Here is an 18,008-nt window from a genome sequence, read left to right as displayed (position 1 = left end):
CGGAGTCTGACGGGCGGACCGGATCCCCTTTCGTCGGCAGCCCGAACCACGAGCGGCGTCGCCAGGGGATCCGGCCGAACGGTCACATCAGGCTCGGCTGGATCGTGCGCCAGGTCGAGTCCAGGTGATCGATATGCCGGTCCATTTCCCGGACCATGGCGTGCTTCTTATCGGTCGTCGCTTCATCCTTCCGCTTCTTGTATTCGCGATCGACGGCCTTCTTGAGATCGTCACGCACTGCCGCGTCGGTCTTCGCCTTGGCCGCCTCGATCTCCTTTGCCTTCCACTCGGCCGACCTGTCCGTGCGGCTGTTGATCCGGTCCTCGAGGTTCTTGCGCACCTCGGCCGGGACCATCTTGTCGACCTTCTTCTTCTCCACCGTCTTCTCGGCGTCGATCTTCTTCTTGGCCGCGACATCTTCCGGGTCGGTGCGATACGTGGTGCTGTAATACACCTTTGTGTCGTCGAGGGCCTTGTTCCGCAGCACAGTGGAACACTTCGCATGTCCCTGTCCGTTTCCGCAGGGCTCACGTTCCGTATAGACGGCCATCGGCGTGTACTGCTTGTCGCCCTGGTTGACGCGCTTCAGCCAATCGGCAAGGTGCTTCTCTGAGTGCCGGCCCGAGACGTACTTCTCACCGACCGGCACCGACGAGTCGGTGACGTAGTGCGTCTCGCGCTCGGGCGGCGGACCCTGGACCTCTAGTACCGCGTAATTGCGGTCCGTGAGGTCCGGGCTGTTGTGCTGCAGGCTGGGCGGCATATTGCCCGTGAGCTTGAGGTTGTCGAGGAACTTCTCACTGCTCTTGCGGTGCCCCCGCACGCCCAGTGATTCGTCCGAGTTCTTGGCGACGCTGTCCTTCGTGCTCTCCTTGGGGTCGCCCTCGTCCTTGTTGCGGTACGGCTTGTCGATGTTCTCCGGGTTCTTGCCCACGCCGTGCTGCTCATGGAATCCGACGCTGAGCCGGGCCAACGACGAAACGACCGCGAGTCGTTCACCGCGATCCAGATCCTTGAATCCCGGCAGTCGCTGCTCCAGATCGCTCTGGGTGAAAGCGCGCGGCCCCTGCCCCGCATCGGCGGAAGGCGGGTGGGAATCGCCGGTCGAGGCACGCAGAACCCGCGCCAGGCTCCCGTCGTCCGCCCAACGGTCCAGGTGGTCGTGGACGCGGTCGAGCGGGATCCGGTGCACGTCCCGGTCCCGGCGAAGCTCGTTCTGCAGCTTGTCCGGCGGAAGCCCGTACTCCTTGGAGCCTTCATTCTCCGCGTCGAGGGTGTGCTTGCCCTCCTGCTCCTGCTTGGAGGTATCGCTGTCGCCCCGGTCGTGCGGGTCGGAGTAGGGCTCCTTGTCGACGTCCATTGCGTTGTCGTCCGCATTGTTGTCCGCATTGTTGTCGTGCTTCGGGGGTGCGGCCGACGCGGACGTCGAGGGATTCGGGGTCGAATCGTTCAGGTTCAGGGCGGCTAGGCGCTCGTGGTCCGGCTCCGGCCGCCTTCTCTTGTTGTCGGTGGAGCCTGAGCCGGAGTTCTGATCGCCCTTCGGCGGCGCCTCGGTCGCCTTCCGCTTTCCGGCGGGTGCCTCAGGAGTCGGAGGCTTGGGGCGCCCGTCCGGGGTTGTCCGGTTCGGCCTGGCGTCCGGGGACGTGGGGCTCGGCCGCCTCTCGGGCGTGCCGGGAACGGGAGCGTCGGGGCGCCCCGGCGTCGGCTGGTTCCGGCCGTCGCGATGAGAGTCGCCGTCGCGCGCAGGAGTGTCGCCGGGGCGCGGCGGTCCGTCGGCAGGACGGCCGCTAGGACGGCCGGCAGGAGCATCCGAGTCGAGGGATGTGGACTGCTTGTTGTCGTTCGGGGGGCCGCTTTGAGTGTGCTGAGTGTTCGGCGTGTCGTCGGGACGGGAGACATCCGGCGAACTGCGGGGGCTGGGCGGGGAGTTGTCCGCCGAATTGTCGGCTCGGGCGCTGCTGGGATCGGCGCTGGCGCTGGGGTCGGCGTCCCGCGGCGGCTTGGCGGGGTCGTTCGCGGGCGGGGTGGCACCGTGATCGTTGTGCGCGGAGTCGGGCTGGTGCGGTGCGGGAACGGGCGGTGACGGGTGGTCGGACGGAGTGGTGTCGGATGGCGGGGGGTCGGACGGTGTGGCGTCGGATGGCGTGGTGTCGGATGACGGGTTGTCGGGCGAGGAGTTGTTCGGCTGCGATGTGTCGTGCGGCTGCTGAGCGTCCTGAGTGTGGTCGGGCGTGGGGGCGGAGTCGGGATGGTGGGCGGAGTGCGCGTCGGGGGCGGGATCGGAGTCGGAGTCGAGGGCGGAGTCGGAGTCGGAGTGAGCGTCGCTCGACTGATGGGAGTCGTCCGACTGGTGAGTACCGTCAGACTGCTGGGAGTCGCTGGACTGATCCGACGTCGTCGACTGGGTGTCATCCGACGCCTGGGAGTCGGAGTCCGCGTCCTGAGCGGGGTACAGCGGGTTCCGATCGGCGTCCAGCGGGATGTAGAAGACGTCCGTGGCGCCATCGGTGTTGATCGGCTGGTGGCTCACCTCGCCGCTCTGGGTGTCCACCCAGACGATCTTGCCGTCATGGTTGACGGCGTTGAATGCATGGCCTCCGCCGTTGGCCCAGTTGACCTGGACGATCGCGGAGGAGCCCGGACCTGCGTTCAGAAGGTCCTGGGCGATCGCGGCATGGCCGTCGGGGCTGGTGCCGGCGTAGGAGTGCGGGGCTCCCGTCCAGTCGATGATGTTTTCGTTGGCGTTCGTCTCCGGGGACCGGCGGTCAAGACTGCCGTCCGGGTTGAGGTCCGGCGTACGCGGCGCCGAGACCTGCGGATTCCCGTACCAGGTCTCGAGGAACGAACGGCTGCAGTCGGCACAGTTGTTGGAACGGCCGGGCACATCCGTACCGCCGTCGTTCTGCAACTGTGCCCACTTCCCGAACGGGTCGGGGAAGCGCTGCGGGGTGCCGTCCTCGTTGCGCGGGACTGCGGACTCCAGGGCCTGCTGGTCCGAGGCATCGGGCGGCAGCAGTCCGCCGGGCGCCTCTTGAATGCCGGAACGGATGTCATCGAGGCTGGGTCGGTCGTCCTGGGCGTCGGGCTCCGTCTCGGAATCGGCGGGGGCATCCGAGTCCGAATCCGAATCCGAGGTCTTGTCCGCGTCAGTGTCGTCCGAGGAGTCCTTGTCACCGGGGTGCGAATCGTCGGCCGGTGAGTCGTCGCCCTTCGTGTCGTCGTTGTTCTTGGTGTCGTCGTCGTTCTTGCCATCCCCGTCGTTCTTGGCGTCGTCGGTGTGACCGTCCTCGGGCTTGTCGCCGTCGGGGTCCGCATCGGGGCTCTCCGAGTCCGGCTTTGTGGTGTCGGAGGTCTGCTCGTCGCTCTGGTCCGTGTCCGGCTTTTGGGTTTCCGGCTCGTCCTTCTCCGGCTCGTCCTTCTCCGGCTCCTTGTTCTCCGGCTTCTGGTCCGAGGGCGGGTCGTTCGGAGCCTGGTCCTGGTCCTTGCCTTCGTTTTGGTCCTTGCCCTCGTTCTGGTCCTTGTGGTGATCCGTGTCCGGAGCCTGGTCCTTCGCGGATTCCGGCTCGCCGTCGGGCTTCTGCTCGGTATCCGGGGTGTGGCTGTCGTTCGGATCGGAGTCCGGCTTGTCCTCCGTGGGGCCGGACTCGGGCTTTTCCGTGCCGTGGTCGGGCGAGGGCTGTGTGTTGTCGCCCGGCGGCACCTGCTGATTCGGCGTGCCCGTGCCCTGCTCCGGAACGTGCTGGTCGGGGGTGGCGTGCTCCGGTGCGTCGTTGGACGGAGGCGTCACCGGCTGGTGCTGCGACGCCTCGTCGCCGCGCGGCTGCTCGGCGCGCGGCCTCTCGTGACGCGGCGGTTCGGTCTGCGGTGTTGTGGGCCGCGGTGTTGTGGGCCGCGGACGCGAGGCCTGGTCAGGCATACCCGGCCGCTGGCGCGAGGGCGGGTTGCGCGTCTCGCCGTAGGGCGCAGTGCGTGGGTCGCGGGCAGTCGGGTTGCCGCGGGCCGGTCCACCGTTGCCGGTGGCCGTGGAGCGTGGTGGCGCAGCGGCGGACGGTGCGCCGGCGGGGGCGTTCGGGCCGGGCATGGGGCCGCCGCCCATCACCACACCGGGCTGTGGGGACTGCGGGCCGGAGGAGGATGGCGCGGCGGAGGAGTTGGGCGCGTCACCGCCGACCTGCGACGACTGAGACGCACTCGGAGCGGGCGGTGCCGACGCCGCGCTCTCCGTCTCCATGATGGCGGGACCGTCGTCGTCCGGTCGGTTGGGTGCGTGCTGCTGAGGTGAACCGTACGAGGAGGGGCTGGAGTGGCTCGCGGGGGCCGCATGGGGTACGGCGCCCTGGGGTATGCCGCCACGGCCGCCCGCTGCGGTGCCGTTGCCGTTGTCGTTGTGCGACGCCGAGTGGTCCGAGCCCGAGGCCGTGGCGGGTGCGCTGTCCGGTGCGGGCGACGGCGATGGGTCGCTCTGGCTCGTCTGGGACGGGCCTTCCGGAACCTGCGGCGTCGAAGGGGAGGGCGAGGGCTCGGAGGGCGGAGAGGGCGACGGGGAATGCTGCGGCGACGGGCTCGCGTCGGGGCCCGAGTCGCCGGCGGCGTGGTGTTCGGGGGCGGAGGCAGGCGGGCCGTCCGCGTGGTCGGGCGTCGGAGACGACAGGTTGTCGGGGCGCGGGCCCGCATCCGGTGTCGGAGTGCTGTCCGTATGGGGCGGCGACTCCGACGGAGGGGTGTTGCCGGGAGCGTAGGAGTCTGGCGTGGAGGAACGGTCGGTTGATGATCGGTCGGGCGAGGATCGGTCGGGTGCTGCCCCGGAGTCAGTGGAGGAGTCCGGGGTCGTATGCGATCCGGAGTCCGGAGTCGGGTTCGCAGCCGATTCCGGTGCGGCCTGTGGTGCGGTGTCCGGTCGGGGGGTGGCGGAGGAGTCGCCGTGCGCCGGACCGTCCGGAGCGGGGTCGCTGTTCTGCGAGGAGCCGGACGCCGGGCTGCTGCCCGTGTCCGCTCGTGGTCCCGAGTCCGAGGACTCCCCCGACCCGGAGTCGGGGGAAGGACCCGCGTCCGAGGCCGGCCCCGCCCCAGAGTCCTGGGAGGGGCCCGAGTCAGGAGCCGCCGGCGGCGAGGAAGACGAGTCACCGCCGGACTGTGCTTCGTGGTAACCCGCATCGAACGGGGTCAGCTGGCTCGGAGGCGGGGAGTCGGATCGGGAAGGTCCGGTCGAACTGCCACCGTCCGCAGACGAGCCACCAGACGAGCTGCCACTGCCCGGAGAGGAACTGCCGCTGTCCGCAGACGAACCGCCGCCTTCGGTGGGCTGGCCGCCGCCTGAGGATGAACTCCCGTTACTTGCAGCGGAGTTCGTCGAAGCCGAGGGACCGACGGCCGTACTGCTGCCCCCTGAGCCGTCGCTGTGCGAAGGGCCACCGGACGAGCCACCCGTCCCCACAGACGAATCGCCGGAGCTGTCGGAGCTGTCGGAGCTGTCGGAGCTGTCGGAGCTGTCGGAGGAGGTGCTGCCAGAGGAATTGCCAGAAGACGAACTGCCGGAGGACGAACCCCCGGAGGGCGAACCGGCCGACGACGAAGCCCCGTCTGTCGACGATCCCGCCCCAGAGTTCCCACTCCCGCTCGGGCTCCCACTCCCGCTCCCGCTCCCGCTCCCGCCGCTATTGCCGCTGCCGCTGCCGCTGCCGCTGCCGCCACTCGTCTCACTCCCAGCGGAGGAGTCGCTCCCGGATTCATGCCCGGACTCATGCCCGGACTCCCCGCCGGAGTTGTGCCCCGCCGCCGATTCCAGCCCATTCCGGGCGTGGTGTCCGGCCTTGCCGCCCACGCCGTCACGCAGCGCCTCGGTAAACGTCTGCCCCGAGTTCTTGAGCGCGTTGACGCCTTCCTCGGCGCCCTTCTTCACCGTACGTCCGGCGTCGAATCCGTCCTGCGCGTCGAAGCTCATGTTCACGGACTGCGCGATGATGTCCGAGATCATGGCCTGCAGCGCCGAGACGGCCGGTTCCTTCACCGTCTCGAGGATCGCGTCGAGAATCTGCTGTGCGGCTTCCTTTATGAGCTTCCGTACGACGGCCCGTGTCGCAACCGTGGCCGCAGCGGCTCCCACCTCCGATAATCCGAAGGTGAACGGCGCCGCCGCCTGAGCCGCGATGATTTCCGCTGCGAGGATCGCCAACTGGGCAATCACCGCGACTTTCATGCCGATGACGAGTCCGGCCGCGGCATCCAGCGCGATGGCGATGGCTTCCGCCGCGGTACGGGCGTCGGAGAAGTAGCCCGAGCCGCCGGCGAACTTCTCCCACGTGGTGTTGAAGCCGTCGATGGAGTCGCCGGTGTTCTGCGAGAGCACGTTGCCGGCCGCCGTGACGCCCTGATGCTGGAGCTCCTCCACCCCGGCCGCGAATTCCCGCCATTTCTGGGCGGATTCCATCAACTTGTCTTCGTCTGCCGTGGGCCAGTTGAACCCCAGCATTTCAAGGACCCACTCAAGTGCGTCCGGCAGCATCAACGACACAGCTGGTTTCTCCCGGCTGGCAATGGTTCAGGTATTTACAGGGCCAAAGCAGGCAAAAAGGCGAAGAGATGGAGAAGGGAGCGTGGCTGGAACCCCGTCTTCGGGCCACACGGTGATGTGTGCGGCCCCAACGTATGTGCGTGGTCTTGACGGCACGTACGTGATCTCAGGCGTTGGGGCTCTTGAACCGAGCGAGCACTTGACTGTCCGCCTCGGCGTTCGCGGTGTGCTGCTTCATCATGGACTCATTGAAGTCCTCGTCGGCCTCATGGTTCTTGGCCATGTTGTTCAACCCGCCCCCGATGTCCTGGAGTTTGGCGGCGAGGTGGCCCATCGACTCGTACATGCCGTCGCGCAGCCCCTCGTAGACGACGCCGAACTTCTCCCCCAGGTCGTCGTCCCCCCAAGGCGGTGTGTCCTGCCCCTCCAAAGAGGTCAGAGCACTCTTCAACGTGCTGACAAGGCCCTGGTAGTCCTTACCGATCCGGTCGAAATCGCTGCCGCCCGTACGCAATGACGGAATGTCAGCCTTGAGCCCGTCTCCCACCGAGTTCCCTTCGCCTGGACGCTGCCACGGCCACTGGAGCGCGTCCGTGCACGGCTACGTCGGTACTGGAAAGCTTAGCCACCCCAGTTGACATGTCCTCAAGATGCGACTTGCTACAGCCTCGTCACAGAGTGCGGACTTCGCTGGGATCGCGCGCCTTGAGTCGACACATGACCTACGAGTGACCTGCCGACCTTTCGCCCTACGCTACGACGGTTCTGCCGTTTCTGTGTAGCGGGCATGTTTCCGGATGCGGCGCACGGTTGTCGCCAAGTCTTGAACCACGCTGTGGCGCTGGGGCCGTGGCGTCGCAGTCCCGCTCGCTGTCTCAGTTGATGCGGTGCGGACCGGCGCCGGCGTTCCGTGGTGATACCAGGTCTGGGTGTGCAGCCAGGACACGTAGCCGTTGGACCCACCCATTAGGCCAAGTCGAATCAGGCCAAGCCGAATCAAGCGAAGTCGAATCAGGCGAAGTCGATGGCGGCCAGCGCGGGGCCGGCGAACGCCAGCGCGTACTGCAGCCTGACGGCTCCGCGCCGTGCTGCGTGGCTCACCACAGCGCTGGGCAGGCAAAGCGCCAACAGTCCCGCGACTGCGGACAGGCCCATCGACCAAGGAGCCGCACCCACCAGGGGCCCGCTCGCCCCGTCGCCGCTGTACGCCTGGTTGAGGACGATGATGAGGAACGCCCCGAAGGCAAAGGCGAGCAGCAGGAGGCCGATACCGGCGAACACGCGCACTGCCGACGTCGACGGCGCGAACGGGTCGGTCGTCGCCGTAGCGGGGGCAGCGACGGGTTTCGGGTCGGGTGCGGTCATGACCGCCATCCTCGCCCACGCGTGCCGCCCGGTCATCGTGACGAATACTCATGAGCGGCGAGAGCACGTACTCACATAGGCGCACACACACATAGGCGTCCAGCCTCATGGCGGTTGCGTGGCAGGAGCGCGAGGCGGCCGTTGGTGGCTCGGCTACCGCCCTTCACACAAAACATGCATTTCTCACGACCTCTTCGTGACACTCATGACTGGTTCACGCTTCCGCGGCGTGAAAACGTCGTGGCGTAACCGGCCGAGGGAGTGGGATGAACAAGGGATACGCGGTCTTCTGCGACGCTGACCGACAGTTCTACGACGCTCCGCACCGGTTGTCCACGGACGCCCAAGGCCGCGGCGCCCAGTATCCGATTCTGAGCCGGGAGTTGCCGGCCGGGTGGCAGCGTCATCGCTCGGGTGACTGGCTGGCGTTCCGGCCGCTCGACCGTGAACTGCCCCGTCAGGGCTGGAAGATCCACGTGTCGGCCTGTCTCGACAACGCCGAGCGGGTGCTCACGACGGTCTGGGAGTACTGCGTACCGCGCTCGGTGGCCTTCAAGTGCATGCCGAGCCGGTACCTGCTGCACATCCGCAACGCCAAGTACACCGACCGGGGTGCAAGCGGAAAGTTCATCACGATCTATCCGGCCGATGAGGAGCAGTGCCGCGTCATCGCCGAGGAGTTGGATGCGCTGCTGGCCGGTGAGCCGGGTCCGTACATCCTGAGTGATCTGCGCTGGGGCGCCGGTCCGGTGTATGTGCGCTACGGCAGTTTCACCGAGCGGCACTGCTACGACGACAAGGGCGAGCTGTGCCCCGCTGTCGAGGACGACCGGGGCCGGCTGGTTCCCGATCGCCGGGAGCCCGCGTTCCGGGTTCCGGAGTGGGTCTCGCTCCCGGAGTTCCTCAAGCCGCATCTGGAGGCGCGCTCCGCCACCACGGTCGCCGACCTCCCGTACGCCATCGAGCGGGCGCTGCACTTCTCCAACGGCGGTGGCGTCTACGTCGGTCGGGACCTGCGGACGCAGCGGCAGGTGGTGCTGAAGGAGGCACGGCCGTACGCGGGCCTGGCCGCGGACGAGGCGGACGCGGTGGCCCGACTGGCGCGCGAACGGGACGCCCTGCGGCGGCTGTCCGGGCTGGGGGTCGCTCCCGAGGTGGTGGACTGGTTCACGCTCGGCGAGCACACCTTCCTGGTGTTGGAGTACGTCGAGGGGCGTCCGCTCAACAGCTTCTTCGCCCATCGGCATCCCCTGATCGAGTCCGATCCGAGTCCCCAGCGGCTGGCCGAGTACACCCGGTGGGCATTACGCATCCACCGACTGGTGGAGGAGGCCGTCGAGGCGATCCACGCCCGGGGCGTGGTCTTCAACGACCTCCATCTGTTCAACATCATGCTCTCCGAGGACGAATCCTCGGTGGTGCTGCTGGACTTCGAGGCTGCCTCTGTTGATGACCCCGGCAGCCGGCAGGTGATCGCCAACCCAGGATTCGTGGCGCCCGCCGACCGCCGTGGCCCCGACGTCGACCGCTATGCCCTGGCCTGTCTGCGGCTGGCCCTCTTCCTTCCGCTGACCAGCCTGTTCGCCGTGGATCGGGCCAAGGCCCGGCATCTCGCACAGATCGCCGCGGAGCAGTTTCCGGTTCCCGTCGAGTTCCTCGACGCGGCGGTCGAGGAGATTCTGCGGGGGTATCGCAGCCCGGGCGGGGCGGCCGGGCCTGAGGCCCCTTCCAGGTCCGTGACGCGACCCGAGACGCGATCCGTGGTGCGGTCGGTGGCGGGAACCGTAGTGCCCTCCGTGACGGAATCCGCAGGGGGATCCGTATCGGGATCCGCGCCGGAGGCTGTGCAACGGTCCTCCGACGACGGGCGCGGAGGCGGGGGCAGGCGCGCGGACGCATACCTACCGGTTTCGCTTGCCGACTGGCCACGTAGCCGGGACTCCGCGGTCCGCGCGGTGCTTGCCTCCGCAACCCCGGAGCGTGAGGACCGCTACTTTCCCGGCGATATCGGCCAGTTCGCCATCACGGGCGGCGGCACCTGTTTCGCGTACGGTGCGGCCGGCGTGCTGTACGCCCTCGACGCGACCGGCGCCGAGCGATGTCCGCAGGCGGAGGAGTGGTTGCTGCAGCGGACGAAGGCGCCCGCGTCGGGCAGTCCCGTGGGCTTCTATGACGGCCTCTCCGGCGTCGCGTGGGTCCTCGACCGGCTCGGGCACCGTGCACGGGCCCTGGACCTCGTCGACCTGGTGACGGCGCAGAACTGGCAGGACATCGGACCCGATCTGCACGGCGGACTGGCGGGGGTGGGACTGGCGCTGGACGAGCTGGCCGAGTCCACCGGCGCCTCCGGATTACGGGAGCAGGCCCTGCGCTGCGCCGAGTTGGTCGCGCACCGGCTGGGTCGGGCGGTGGCCGGGGATGAGCCTGCCGGGCCGGCCCGTCGTGCCGGGCTGCTGCACGGCGACAGCGGGGCCGCACTGCTCTTCCTCCGGCTGTACGAACGCACCCGCGACGGCGCGCTGTTGGACCTGGCCGGCGATGCCCTGCGCCATGAGCTGACGCGCTGCGTGCGGAGCGCGGGCGGAACCTTGCAGGTCAACGAAGGCTGGCGGACCATGCCCTACCTCGGCGCCGGCAGCGTGGGCATCGGGATGGTGCTGGACGACTACCTCGCCCATCGGCACGATGACGGGTTCGCGGCGGCCCGGGGCGAGATCGTGCAGGCGGCACAGGCCAAGTTCTATGCCCAGCCGGGCCTGTTCCGCGGCGCCGCCGGCATGGTGCTGTATCTGAGCCGGACCACCGCCCCGGGACCGGGTACCAGCGCCGCGGACCTGCGCCGCCAGATCGACTCCCTCTCCTGGGGTGCCGTCCCCTACCAAGGGCATCTGGCCTTCGCCGGGGAGCAGATGATGCGCCTCTCGATGGACCTGAGCACCGGCACGGCCGGATGCCTGCTCGCCCTGGGCAGCGCGCTGCACGAGAAACCCGTGCACCTGCCCTTCCTCCCGCCGCTCCAGCGGCCCTGAAGCCGGCCCCAGCAGGGGTCGAACACGAAAGTCACCCCCGTCCCCATAACGAAAGGAATGATCATGTCGCTTCTCGACCTGCAGACGATGGAGACCCCCAAGCCCGAGGCCACCGAGGAGCTCCACACCGGCAGCCGCGCGAGCCTGCTGCTGTGCGGCGACAGCAGCCTGAGCGTCACCACCTGTAACTGACTGCCGGTCGCCGCAGTCGCCGCGGGGCACCAGGTCCCGTGGTGACGGGGTAAGGCGGGTTCCGGGCACCAGATGCCCGGAACCCGCCCACCCGTATGGAGCCCGCCCGTCGTCCGAAGGAGGCTCGGTCGCTCACATGGTCCCCCGCACCTCCCCCACACCCGGGCCCTCCTCTCCCGCGCGCCAACCGGCCGCCGGGCAGCGGCCGGACTCCGATGCCGGGCAGCGGCAGGATTCCGGTGCCGGGTCCGTCCTGACCGGTGCGTTCCGGCACAGCCGGGTACACACCGTGGCCGTGTGCCTCTTCGGTACCGCCTCCGCCGCCACGACCGTCGCGCTGCCTGCCGTACTCGGCCACACCCTCGACCTCGTGCTCGGCTCCGCGCCCGGAGTGGGCACCGCCCTCGCGCTGAGTGCCGTTTTGCTGGTGGCGGAGGTGCTGTTGGACGCCCTGGTGGCGCTCACCGGCGGTGCCGCCACCGCCCGCAGCACCGCCTGGTTGCGCCGGCGCGGTATCGACCATCTGCTGTCGCTCGCCCCGCATCGCGCCACGGATCGCTTCACGATCGGCGATCTGGTGAACCGCCTGACGGGCAATGCCGCCGAGGCCGGATGCGCGCCCACCACCACCGCCGCCGGCCTGGCCACGCTGCTCACGCCGGCCGGGGCGCTGGTCGCCCTGGCAGTCACCGACCTCTGGCTGACGGCCGTCTTCCTGGCCGGACTCCCCCTCCTGACCCTTCTGCTGCGGACCTTCGCCCGTGGTTCCTCCGACAGCGTCCGGCGCTATCAGCGCGTACAGGCGGAGATCGCCTCCCGGCTCGTGGAGGCTCTGGGCGGGGCCCGGACGATCGCCGCCGCAGGAACCGCGGGCCGGGAGCGGGCCCGTACCCTCGCCCCACTGCCCGAACTCGGTGCGCAGGGCCGCCTCATGTGGCAGGTGTACGGGCGGGCGGCGGTCGGCAGCAGCATTCTGGTGCCGATGCTGACCACGGCCGTTCTCGCGGTGGGCGGACTCCGGCTCGCCGACGGCGCCCTGACCGTCGGTGGTCTGCTGGCGGCGTCCCGGTATGCGGCTCTCACCGCGGGCCTTGGTGGGGTGATCGGCCAGCTCAACGCCTTGGTGCGGAGCCGGGCCGCAGCCCGCCGCATCGGCGGACTGCTCGCCCTGCCCCCGGCCGGGCACGGCTCCCTGCTGCTGCCCGCCGACGGCCGCGGGCGGCTCGAACTGCGGGGGGTCACCGTCGCCCGCGACGGCGTGCCCGTGTTGCGCGATGTGGACCTGCTCGTGCCCGGCGGAACCACCATGGCGGTGGTCGGGCACTCGGGGTCCGGCAAGTCCCTGCTGGCCGCCGTCGCGGGGCGGCTCACCGATCCCGACGGCGGTGCGGTGCTGCTGGACGGGGTCCCGCTCGATCAGGCCGATCCGATGCAGCTGCGTCGGGAGGTCGGCTATGCCTTCGAACGGCCGGCACTCTTCGGCGACACCGTCGGCGCGGCCATCGCGTTCGGGCCCGAGCGGGCTCCGGCACACGACGTCGAGGCCGCGGCCCGGGCGGCCGGCGCCGACCCGTTCGTGCGGCTGCTGCCGCGCGGTTACGCGACACCGTTGGCCGACTCCCCGCTCTCCGGGGGCGAGCTCCAGCGCCTCGGCGTGGCGCGGGCCTTTGCCCACGCCGGCCGCCTGCTGATCCTCGACGACGCCACCGCCAGCCTGGACACCGTCACCGAACACCACGTCAGCCGGGCGCTCCTGCAGGACGTACGGCCGGGCACCCGGCTGCTGATCACCCACCGGCTCTCCTCCGCCGCCCGCGCCGATCTCGTCGCCTGGCTGGAGCACGGCCGGATACGGGCGGTCGCGCCGCACGATCAGCTGTGGCAGGACGCCGACTACCGCGCGGTCTTCGCCCCCACCGCCCCGGCCCCGGGGGCCGCCTCGTGACCACGGCGACGATCCGGCTGCTGCCGCGAGCGCTCCGTTTCCTGCGGGCCCGCACGCGGGTGGTCCTGCTCTTGGGCGGCTGGTCCCTGCTGGAGTCCGCGCACACCTTCGTCAGCGGATACGGCGTGGCCAAGGCCCTGGACGACGGCTTCCTGGTCGGCCACACCGGCACCGGAATGGGCTGGCTGGCAGTTGCCGCGGTGGCCATCGTCATCAGCGGGGCCGCCGGCCGAGGTGTCTTCCGCGGGCTTGCGGACCTGGTCGAACCGCTGCGTGACGTCCTGGTGCGTACCGTGGTGACACGGGCGCTGGACCAAGCGGTCGCCGATCCGGCCCGCACCGCGGACACCGCGGTGGTCTCGCGGCTGACCAACCAGACGGAGCTCGCACGGGACAGCTTCGCCGGACTCGTTCTGGTGGCCCGTTCCTTCGTCTTCACCGCGGCAGGGGCGCTGCTCGGGCTGGTCTCCCTGGCCCCGCAGCTCCTGCTGATCGTGCTGCCGCCGCTCATTGCCGGACTGCTGCTGTTCCTGGCCACCCTGGCCCCCATGGCACGTCATCAGCGCGCCTTCCTGCACGCCGACGAAACGCTGTCGGCGGACTTCGGTGCCGTTGCCGCGGGGCTGCGCGACATCGCAGCTTGCGGGGCACGCCCCACCGTCGCGGCACGCGCATACGGCCTGATCGACGCCGAGGCACGGGCGGCCCGGCGCCTCGCGGGCTGGGCCGCCGCCCGCTGTCTCGCACTCGGTGTGGCCGGTCAACTGCCGGTCCTCCTGCTGCTCCTCAGCGCGCCCTGGCTGCTACGGCAGAACCTCACCGCGGGGACCGTGCTCGGTGCCCTGACGTACCTGACGCAGGCGCTGCTGCCGGCCCTGCACACCCTGATGAACGCGCTCGGCTCCGCCGGTACCCGGCTCCTGGTCGTACTGGATCGGCTCACCGGGGGGCGGAGGCGGACACCGCTGGGAGGTGGGTCGGTTGACGGCGCCCACCCCGATGACGCGTCTCTCTCTGTCCCTGGCTCCGTCCCCGCCTCCGTCCCTGTCCCCCTCTCTGTACCTGTCGCCGTCTCCGTCAACTCCCCCACCGCCACCCATCCGCCTGGCCCCCGCGTCGAACTACGGTCGATAACCTTCGCCTACGGTCCGGGTGCACAACCGGTCCTGCACGACCTCGATCTCGTCGTCGAACCGGGCGAGCACCTCGCCGTCGTCGGCCCGAGCGGCATCGGCAAGTCCACACTGGCCGGCCTCATCGCCGGGCTCCTGGCCCCCACCGCCGGAGCGGTACGAGTAAACGGCCGGCCGCCGACCCTGCACGCTTCCGATACCCACGCCGGTCCCGGTCCCGGCCTCCTCCCGGATCCCGATCCGTCCCGGCTGAGGGTCCTGATCCCCCAGCAGGCATACGTCTTCTCCGGATCCGTGCGTGACAACCTGCTCTATCTCTGCCCTGACGGTGCGTCCGACGCCAGCGTGGCAGCGGCATCGAACGCCGTAGGCCTGAGCTCGTTGGTGTCCCGGCTGGGTGGACTGGATGCACGGATCGACCCAGCGGCGCTGTCGCAGGGCGAACGCCAGCTGATAGCGCTCGGCCGGGCCCACCTCTCGCCGGCACCGCTGCTCCTCCTCGACGAGGCCACCTGCCACCTCGACCCCGCGGCCGAGCAGCGCGCCGAGCAGGTCTTCGCCGACCGGCCCGGCACGCTCATCGTCATCGCCCACCGGATCACCTCGGCCCAACGCGCCGACCGGGTCCTGGTTCTGGACGGCATCCGAGCCACCGTCGGCAGCCATACCGAGCTGCTGGAGCGCTCGGTCCTCTACCGCGAGCTCGCCGGCAACTGGCAACCGGAATCCGTCGAACGGAGCCGATGACGGCCTACACCCAGCCGGCGCCCTGCGATATGCGAATCGCATCGACCCGGTTTCGGGCACCGGTCTTGCGGTTAATGGCAGCCATGTAATTACGTACCGTTCCGCTGCTCAGATGCAGTTCGCGTGCGATCTCCGGAACCGACGCGCCGCCCGCGGCGAGCTGCAGCACACTCAACTCCCTGGCGGTCAGCGGCATATCGGCGGCCTGGAGAAAGTCCAGCGTCAGCGTGTGGTCGACGTAACGCTGTCCCTTCGCGACCAGGTTTATGGCGTGCCGTAACCGGGCCGGCGGCGCGTCCTTGTCCACAAACCCACGCGCCTTTGCGGCGACAGCACGCCGGAGAGTGCCGGGACGGCAGGCGCTGGCGAGCACGAGCAACTCACATCCCGGCCCCCCGGGATAGCCCGCCGCCTGCACCGATCCAGCGCAGTCACCGTCCACCACACACACCTGGGGCCGGAAGGAAGCCGCCTTGCCGGGGGCGCTCGTCCAGCAGGCCGCGATCGCGTCGATCTCCTCCTCGTCTTGCAGCAAAGCAGCAAGCCCTGATCGCACCAGCCGTGTCTCATGAACCACCAAGACCCGGATCACACTCGCCCCTTCGTTCGGCCAAGCAGTTTGCACTGCTGAATTGTCACGGCCCCGGATTTCCGCCAGAGGGAGCTTCGAAGGAATTGACCAGAAATTGCATACCTGTGCCGTGCTGACGCTCCGTTCATTACCGGCGGGAATAGCGAGACTCCACAACGCCTCACACATTCCATCGATCGCGGCCGTGCCCTCCGCCACAGCCAACGGTCCCGTACGCACGGAACTCACCGCAACACCCCGTCGGCCACGCCCAACGTCCCACCTCCCGCACGAAAGCAGAATCAGAGGAACTTCACACACCCTCCACGACGAGGCCGCAAGCGACACGTCCCAGGAGACGACCGCTTCCCGCCACACTCGACCTGGCGGCAAACCCTGCTCACGTCCACCTCCGATGCACATGTGACGGCTGCGGCGCATGTGACGCGGCCGAATCGGCCTCCACGTCGTGCACGGCGTTCGGGACAACCGACCCCCACCGGACGTTTTCGACGGTGGTTTTCGGCGACGCCGGTCCCGGCCTTCAACGCAGTTCCCAGATCCAGTCCAGCAGGTGAGTCCCAGACTGCGGGTGCCCCACTGGGAAGCTGAGCGGGCCCTGTCGCCCCGGGGGCGCGGCAGCATCGCTCAGGAGGTCAGGAGGTCAGGAGGTCAGGAGGTCAGGCCGAGGGTCTTCTTGGCCAGCTCGAACGCCGGGAGCATCGCCTTGTGCTCGTCTGTGTTGAGCCCTCCGAGATGGATGACCACGCCACCGTGCTTGGTCATCACGGCCAGCGCGCGTTCGGGCCTGACCACGCCGGCGGACAGATCGGTAACGGTGTAGCTGGCCTCGGTGACGGGTAGGCCACCGGCCTTGGCCTCGCGGAGCTTGACGTGGCTCTCGAAGTTCTCGGCGGCGACGAACTTGTTCATCAGTGCGCGGGTTGTGCCGCCGGGCGCGGCGGCCCCCTTGGTGCCGGACCACACGGTGAGGAAGCCGATGTGCCCGGCGGGCTTGGCGTCGAGTTCGCAGGCGGGCGTGAGCGGCCCCTGATGACCGAGCGGTCCCATCCGGTCCACCGTCGCCTGCGTGATGGCCTCCGCCTCCCAGGACGTCGCAAGGGCGAAGTGCACCGGCAGTTCGCACGCCGTGCCCTTGTCGCCCAGCTTCTTCTGGGCGACCTTCTTCTTCTCGTCCCCACCCCAGCCGAACGAGCAGCCGCTGAGCACGCTCATCACGACCACCGCACCCACCACGGCCTGCGACACCTTGCGCATTCCGAAACTCCCCCACCTTTGAGCATGAAGTTTGAAAATTCGCCGCAGCCTACACAACAAGTTTGATCTCGAACTACACGAAGCGGCCGGCAGCTTGGTCGAGCTGGTCACCCTCCCCACCGAGGCATGCGACCTGCCCCTCCCCCCATGGCGATCGCCACCACGGTCAATCCAGCAAGCCAGCGGCACATCGGCCTCCATGTCGACAACTGGGGCCGTCTGCCGAACACCCTCCAGCCAAGTCGCGCCGTGGGCACGCCAGAACGGCACACGTGAGCCATGTCACTTGCCGGGGGTGCATAGCGGGGCAGGGGCCAGTGTCTTATCGAAGGTGTAAGGGCGTGTTGAGGTGAGGGGTGACGCTGATGGGGCTGGTGCGGGCCGATGAGTTCGACCGGTTCGTGGCTGCTCGGTGGTCGGCGTTGCTTCACCTGGCGCGGCTGTTCACCGGTGGAGACCGGCACCGGGCCGAGGATCTGCTGCAGGAAGCGCTCGTCAAGCTGTGGTTTGCCTGGCCGAAGGTGGCCGGGCAGGCGCCCGAGGCGTATGTGCGCAAGGTCCTGGCCCGTGCTGCGGCTCGCTCGGCACGGCGTCGCTGGTGGGGCGAGCACCCTGTGGACCAGCTGCCCGACCCGCCCGAGGTGGCAGATGAGACCGCTGCCGTGGACGAGCAGACCCGGTTGGAGGCCGTGTTGGCGTTGCTGCCGGCGCGGCAGCGGGCTGCGGTGGTGCTGCGCTACTACCAGGACCTGCCCGAGCGGGATGTCGCGGAGGTGCTGGGCTGTCCGGTGGGTACCGCCCGTTCACTGACGGCACGCGGCGTTGCACGGTTGCGTCAACTTCTGGCTGAGGCAGAGCCGGTGGAGTGAAGAGGGAGCCATGGATCACTTCGAGCAGGAGCTGGCGCGGATGATGCGCGACAGCCAGGAGGACACGCTCTATGAGGACCGGCACCGAGACCGACTGCACGCCGGCGTTCGGGCACGCCGGCGGGCTCGAGCGGCCTGGACGGCCACCGGATCCGTGCTGACCGTTGCCGGACTCGGAGTCGGACTGATGGTCCTGCCGAGCTCCTTCGCTCAGGACGGCCCCACCGGCCCTCAGCGCCGCCCCGGCACCCCCGCCGAGTCGGTCCCGATGCCGTCGACGCCCCGCCCCGTGCCTGGTACCACGAACGCGCCGATGCCGACCTGCACGTCAACCACCCGGCCGGTGCCGATGCCGTATCGCCCCTCAC

Annotated in this window: 11 protein-coding genes; 6 read left to right on the top strand and 5 right to left on the bottom strand. The window is 69.3% G+C overall.

The features are described from left to right. Positions 1–82 precede the first annotated feature (82 nt). From FCH28_RS38460 to FCH28_RS02860, 3 genes are all read right to left on the bottom strand, one after another. Positions 83–6,502, bottom strand: a complete 6,420-nt coding sequence (locus FCH28_RS38460; protein WP_484422072.1) for a toxin glutamine deamidase domain-containing protein — start codon at positions 6,500–6,502, stop codon at positions 83–85. Positions 6,503–6,677: 175 nt separating this feature from the next. After that, on the bottom strand, positions 6,678–7,058 hold the full coding sequence (locus FCH28_RS02865; RefSeq protein ID WP_136738044.1) for a hypothetical protein: 381 nt from the start codon (positions 7,056–7,058) through the stop codon (positions 6,678–6,680). A gap of 464 nt (positions 7,059–7,522) precedes the next feature. Continuing rightward, positions 7,523–7,876 carry a hypothetical protein gene (locus FCH28_RS02860; RefSeq protein WP_136738043.1) on the bottom strand — a complete coding sequence of 118 codons (354 nt, stop codon included), beginning with the start codon at positions 7,874–7,876 and terminating at the stop codon, positions 7,523–7,525. Positions 7,877–8,142: 266 nt separating this feature from the next. Here FCH28_RS02860 and lanKC point away from each other — a divergent pair, with 266 nt between their 5' ends. From lanKC to FCH28_RS02840, 4 genes are all read left to right on the top strand, one after another. Continuing rightward, positions 8,143–10,905: a class III lanthionine synthetase LanKC gene (lanKC, locus tag FCH28_RS02855; protein WP_136738042.1), complete on the top strand. Its 2,763-nt coding sequence runs from the start codon at positions 8,143–8,145 to the stop codon at positions 10,903–10,905. 63 nt (positions 10,906–10,968) lie between these two features. Further along, positions 10,969–11,097: a SapB/AmfS family lanthipeptide gene (locus FCH28_RS02850; protein WP_136738041.1), complete on the top strand. Its 129-nt coding sequence runs from the start codon at positions 10,969–10,971 to the stop codon at positions 11,095–11,097. A 136-nt stretch (positions 11,098–11,233) separates the two neighbouring features. After that, positions 11,234–13,042 carry an ABC transporter ATP-binding protein gene (locus FCH28_RS02845; RefSeq protein ID WP_136738040.1) on the top strand — a complete coding sequence of 603 codons (1,809 nt, stop codon included), beginning with the start codon at positions 11,234–11,236 and terminating at the stop codon, positions 13,040–13,042. Beyond that, positions 13,039–14,922 carry an ATP-binding cassette domain-containing protein gene (locus FCH28_RS02840; protein WP_246102301.1) on the top strand — a complete coding sequence of 628 codons (1,884 nt, stop codon included), beginning with the start codon at positions 13,039–13,041 and terminating at the stop codon, positions 14,920–14,922. Before FCH28_RS02845 ends, FCH28_RS02840 begins: the two co-directional genes overlap by 4 nt. A 4-nt stretch (positions 14,923–14,926) precedes the next feature. Here the strand turns inward: FCH28_RS02840 and FCH28_RS02835 are convergent, their stop codons facing one another. Then, entirely contained in the window at positions 14,927–15,514 is a 588-nt protein-coding gene (locus FCH28_RS02835) for a response regulator transcription factor (RefSeq protein WP_136738039.1), read from the bottom strand. A gap of 651 nt (positions 15,515–16,165) precedes the next feature. Next, complete coding sequence (locus FCH28_RS02830; RefSeq protein WP_136738038.1) at positions 16,166–16,771, bottom strand: lipoprotein; 606 nt, start codon at positions 16,769–16,771, stop codon at positions 16,166–16,168. Positions 16,772–16,918: 147 nt separating this feature from the next. On the opposite strand from FCH28_RS02830, the gene FCH28_RS39640 reads away from it, so the two are divergent. Both FCH28_RS39640 and FCH28_RS02825 read left to right on the top strand, forming a co-directional pair. Continuing rightward, on the top strand, positions 16,919–17,047 hold the full coding sequence (locus FCH28_RS39640; protein ID WP_281289671.1) for a hypothetical protein: 129 nt from the start codon (positions 16,919–16,921) through the stop codon (positions 17,045–17,047). Between the two features lie 89 nt (positions 17,048–17,136). Beyond that, on the top strand, positions 17,137–17,640 hold the full coding sequence (locus tag FCH28_RS02825; protein WP_136738347.1) for a SigE family RNA polymerase sigma factor: 504 nt from the start codon (positions 17,137–17,139) through the stop codon (positions 17,638–17,640). Positions 17,641–18,008 lie beyond the last annotated feature (368 nt).

Origin of the sequence: Streptomyces piniterrae, assembly GCF_005048155.1 — a bacterium.
Taxonomy (GTDB): Bacteria; Actinomycetota; Actinomycetes; order Streptomycetales; family Streptomycetaceae; genus Streptomyces; species Streptomyces piniterrae.
The sequence above is the reverse complement of the archived record's forward strand: the minus strand, read 5'-3'. Positions and strand labels throughout refer to the sequence as shown.

Coding starts and splice junctions, on each gene's coding strand:
- FCH28_RS02825 (WP_136738347.1), top strand. CDS start 17,137: ATGGGGCTGGTGCGGGCCGATGAGTTCGACCGGTTCGTGGCTGCTCGG.
- FCH28_RS02830 (WP_136738038.1), bottom strand. CDS start 16,771: ATGCGCAAGGTGTCGCAGGCCGTGGTGGGTGCGGTGGTCGTGATGAGC.
- FCH28_RS02845 (WP_136738040.1), top strand. CDS start 11,234: ATGGTCCCCCGCACCTCCCCCACACCCGGGCCCTCCTCTCCCGCGCGC.
- lanKC (WP_136738042.1), top strand. CDS start 8,143: ATGAACAAGGGATACGCGGTCTTCTGCGACGCTGACCGACAGTTCTAC.
- FCH28_RS39640 (WP_281289671.1), top strand. CDS start 16,919: ATGGCGATCGCCACCACGGTCAATCCAGCAAGCCAGCGGCACATCGGC.
- FCH28_RS38460 (WP_484422072.1), bottom strand. CDS start 6,502: ATGCTGCCGGACGCACTTGAGTGGGTCCTTGAAATGCTGGGGTTCAAC.
- FCH28_RS02860 (WP_136738043.1), bottom strand. CDS start 7,876: ATGACCGCACCCGACCCGAAACCCGTCGCTGCCCCCGCTACGGCGACG.
- FCH28_RS02850 (WP_136738041.1), top strand. CDS start 10,969: ATGTCGCTTCTCGACCTGCAGACGATGGAGACCCCCAAGCCCGAGGCC.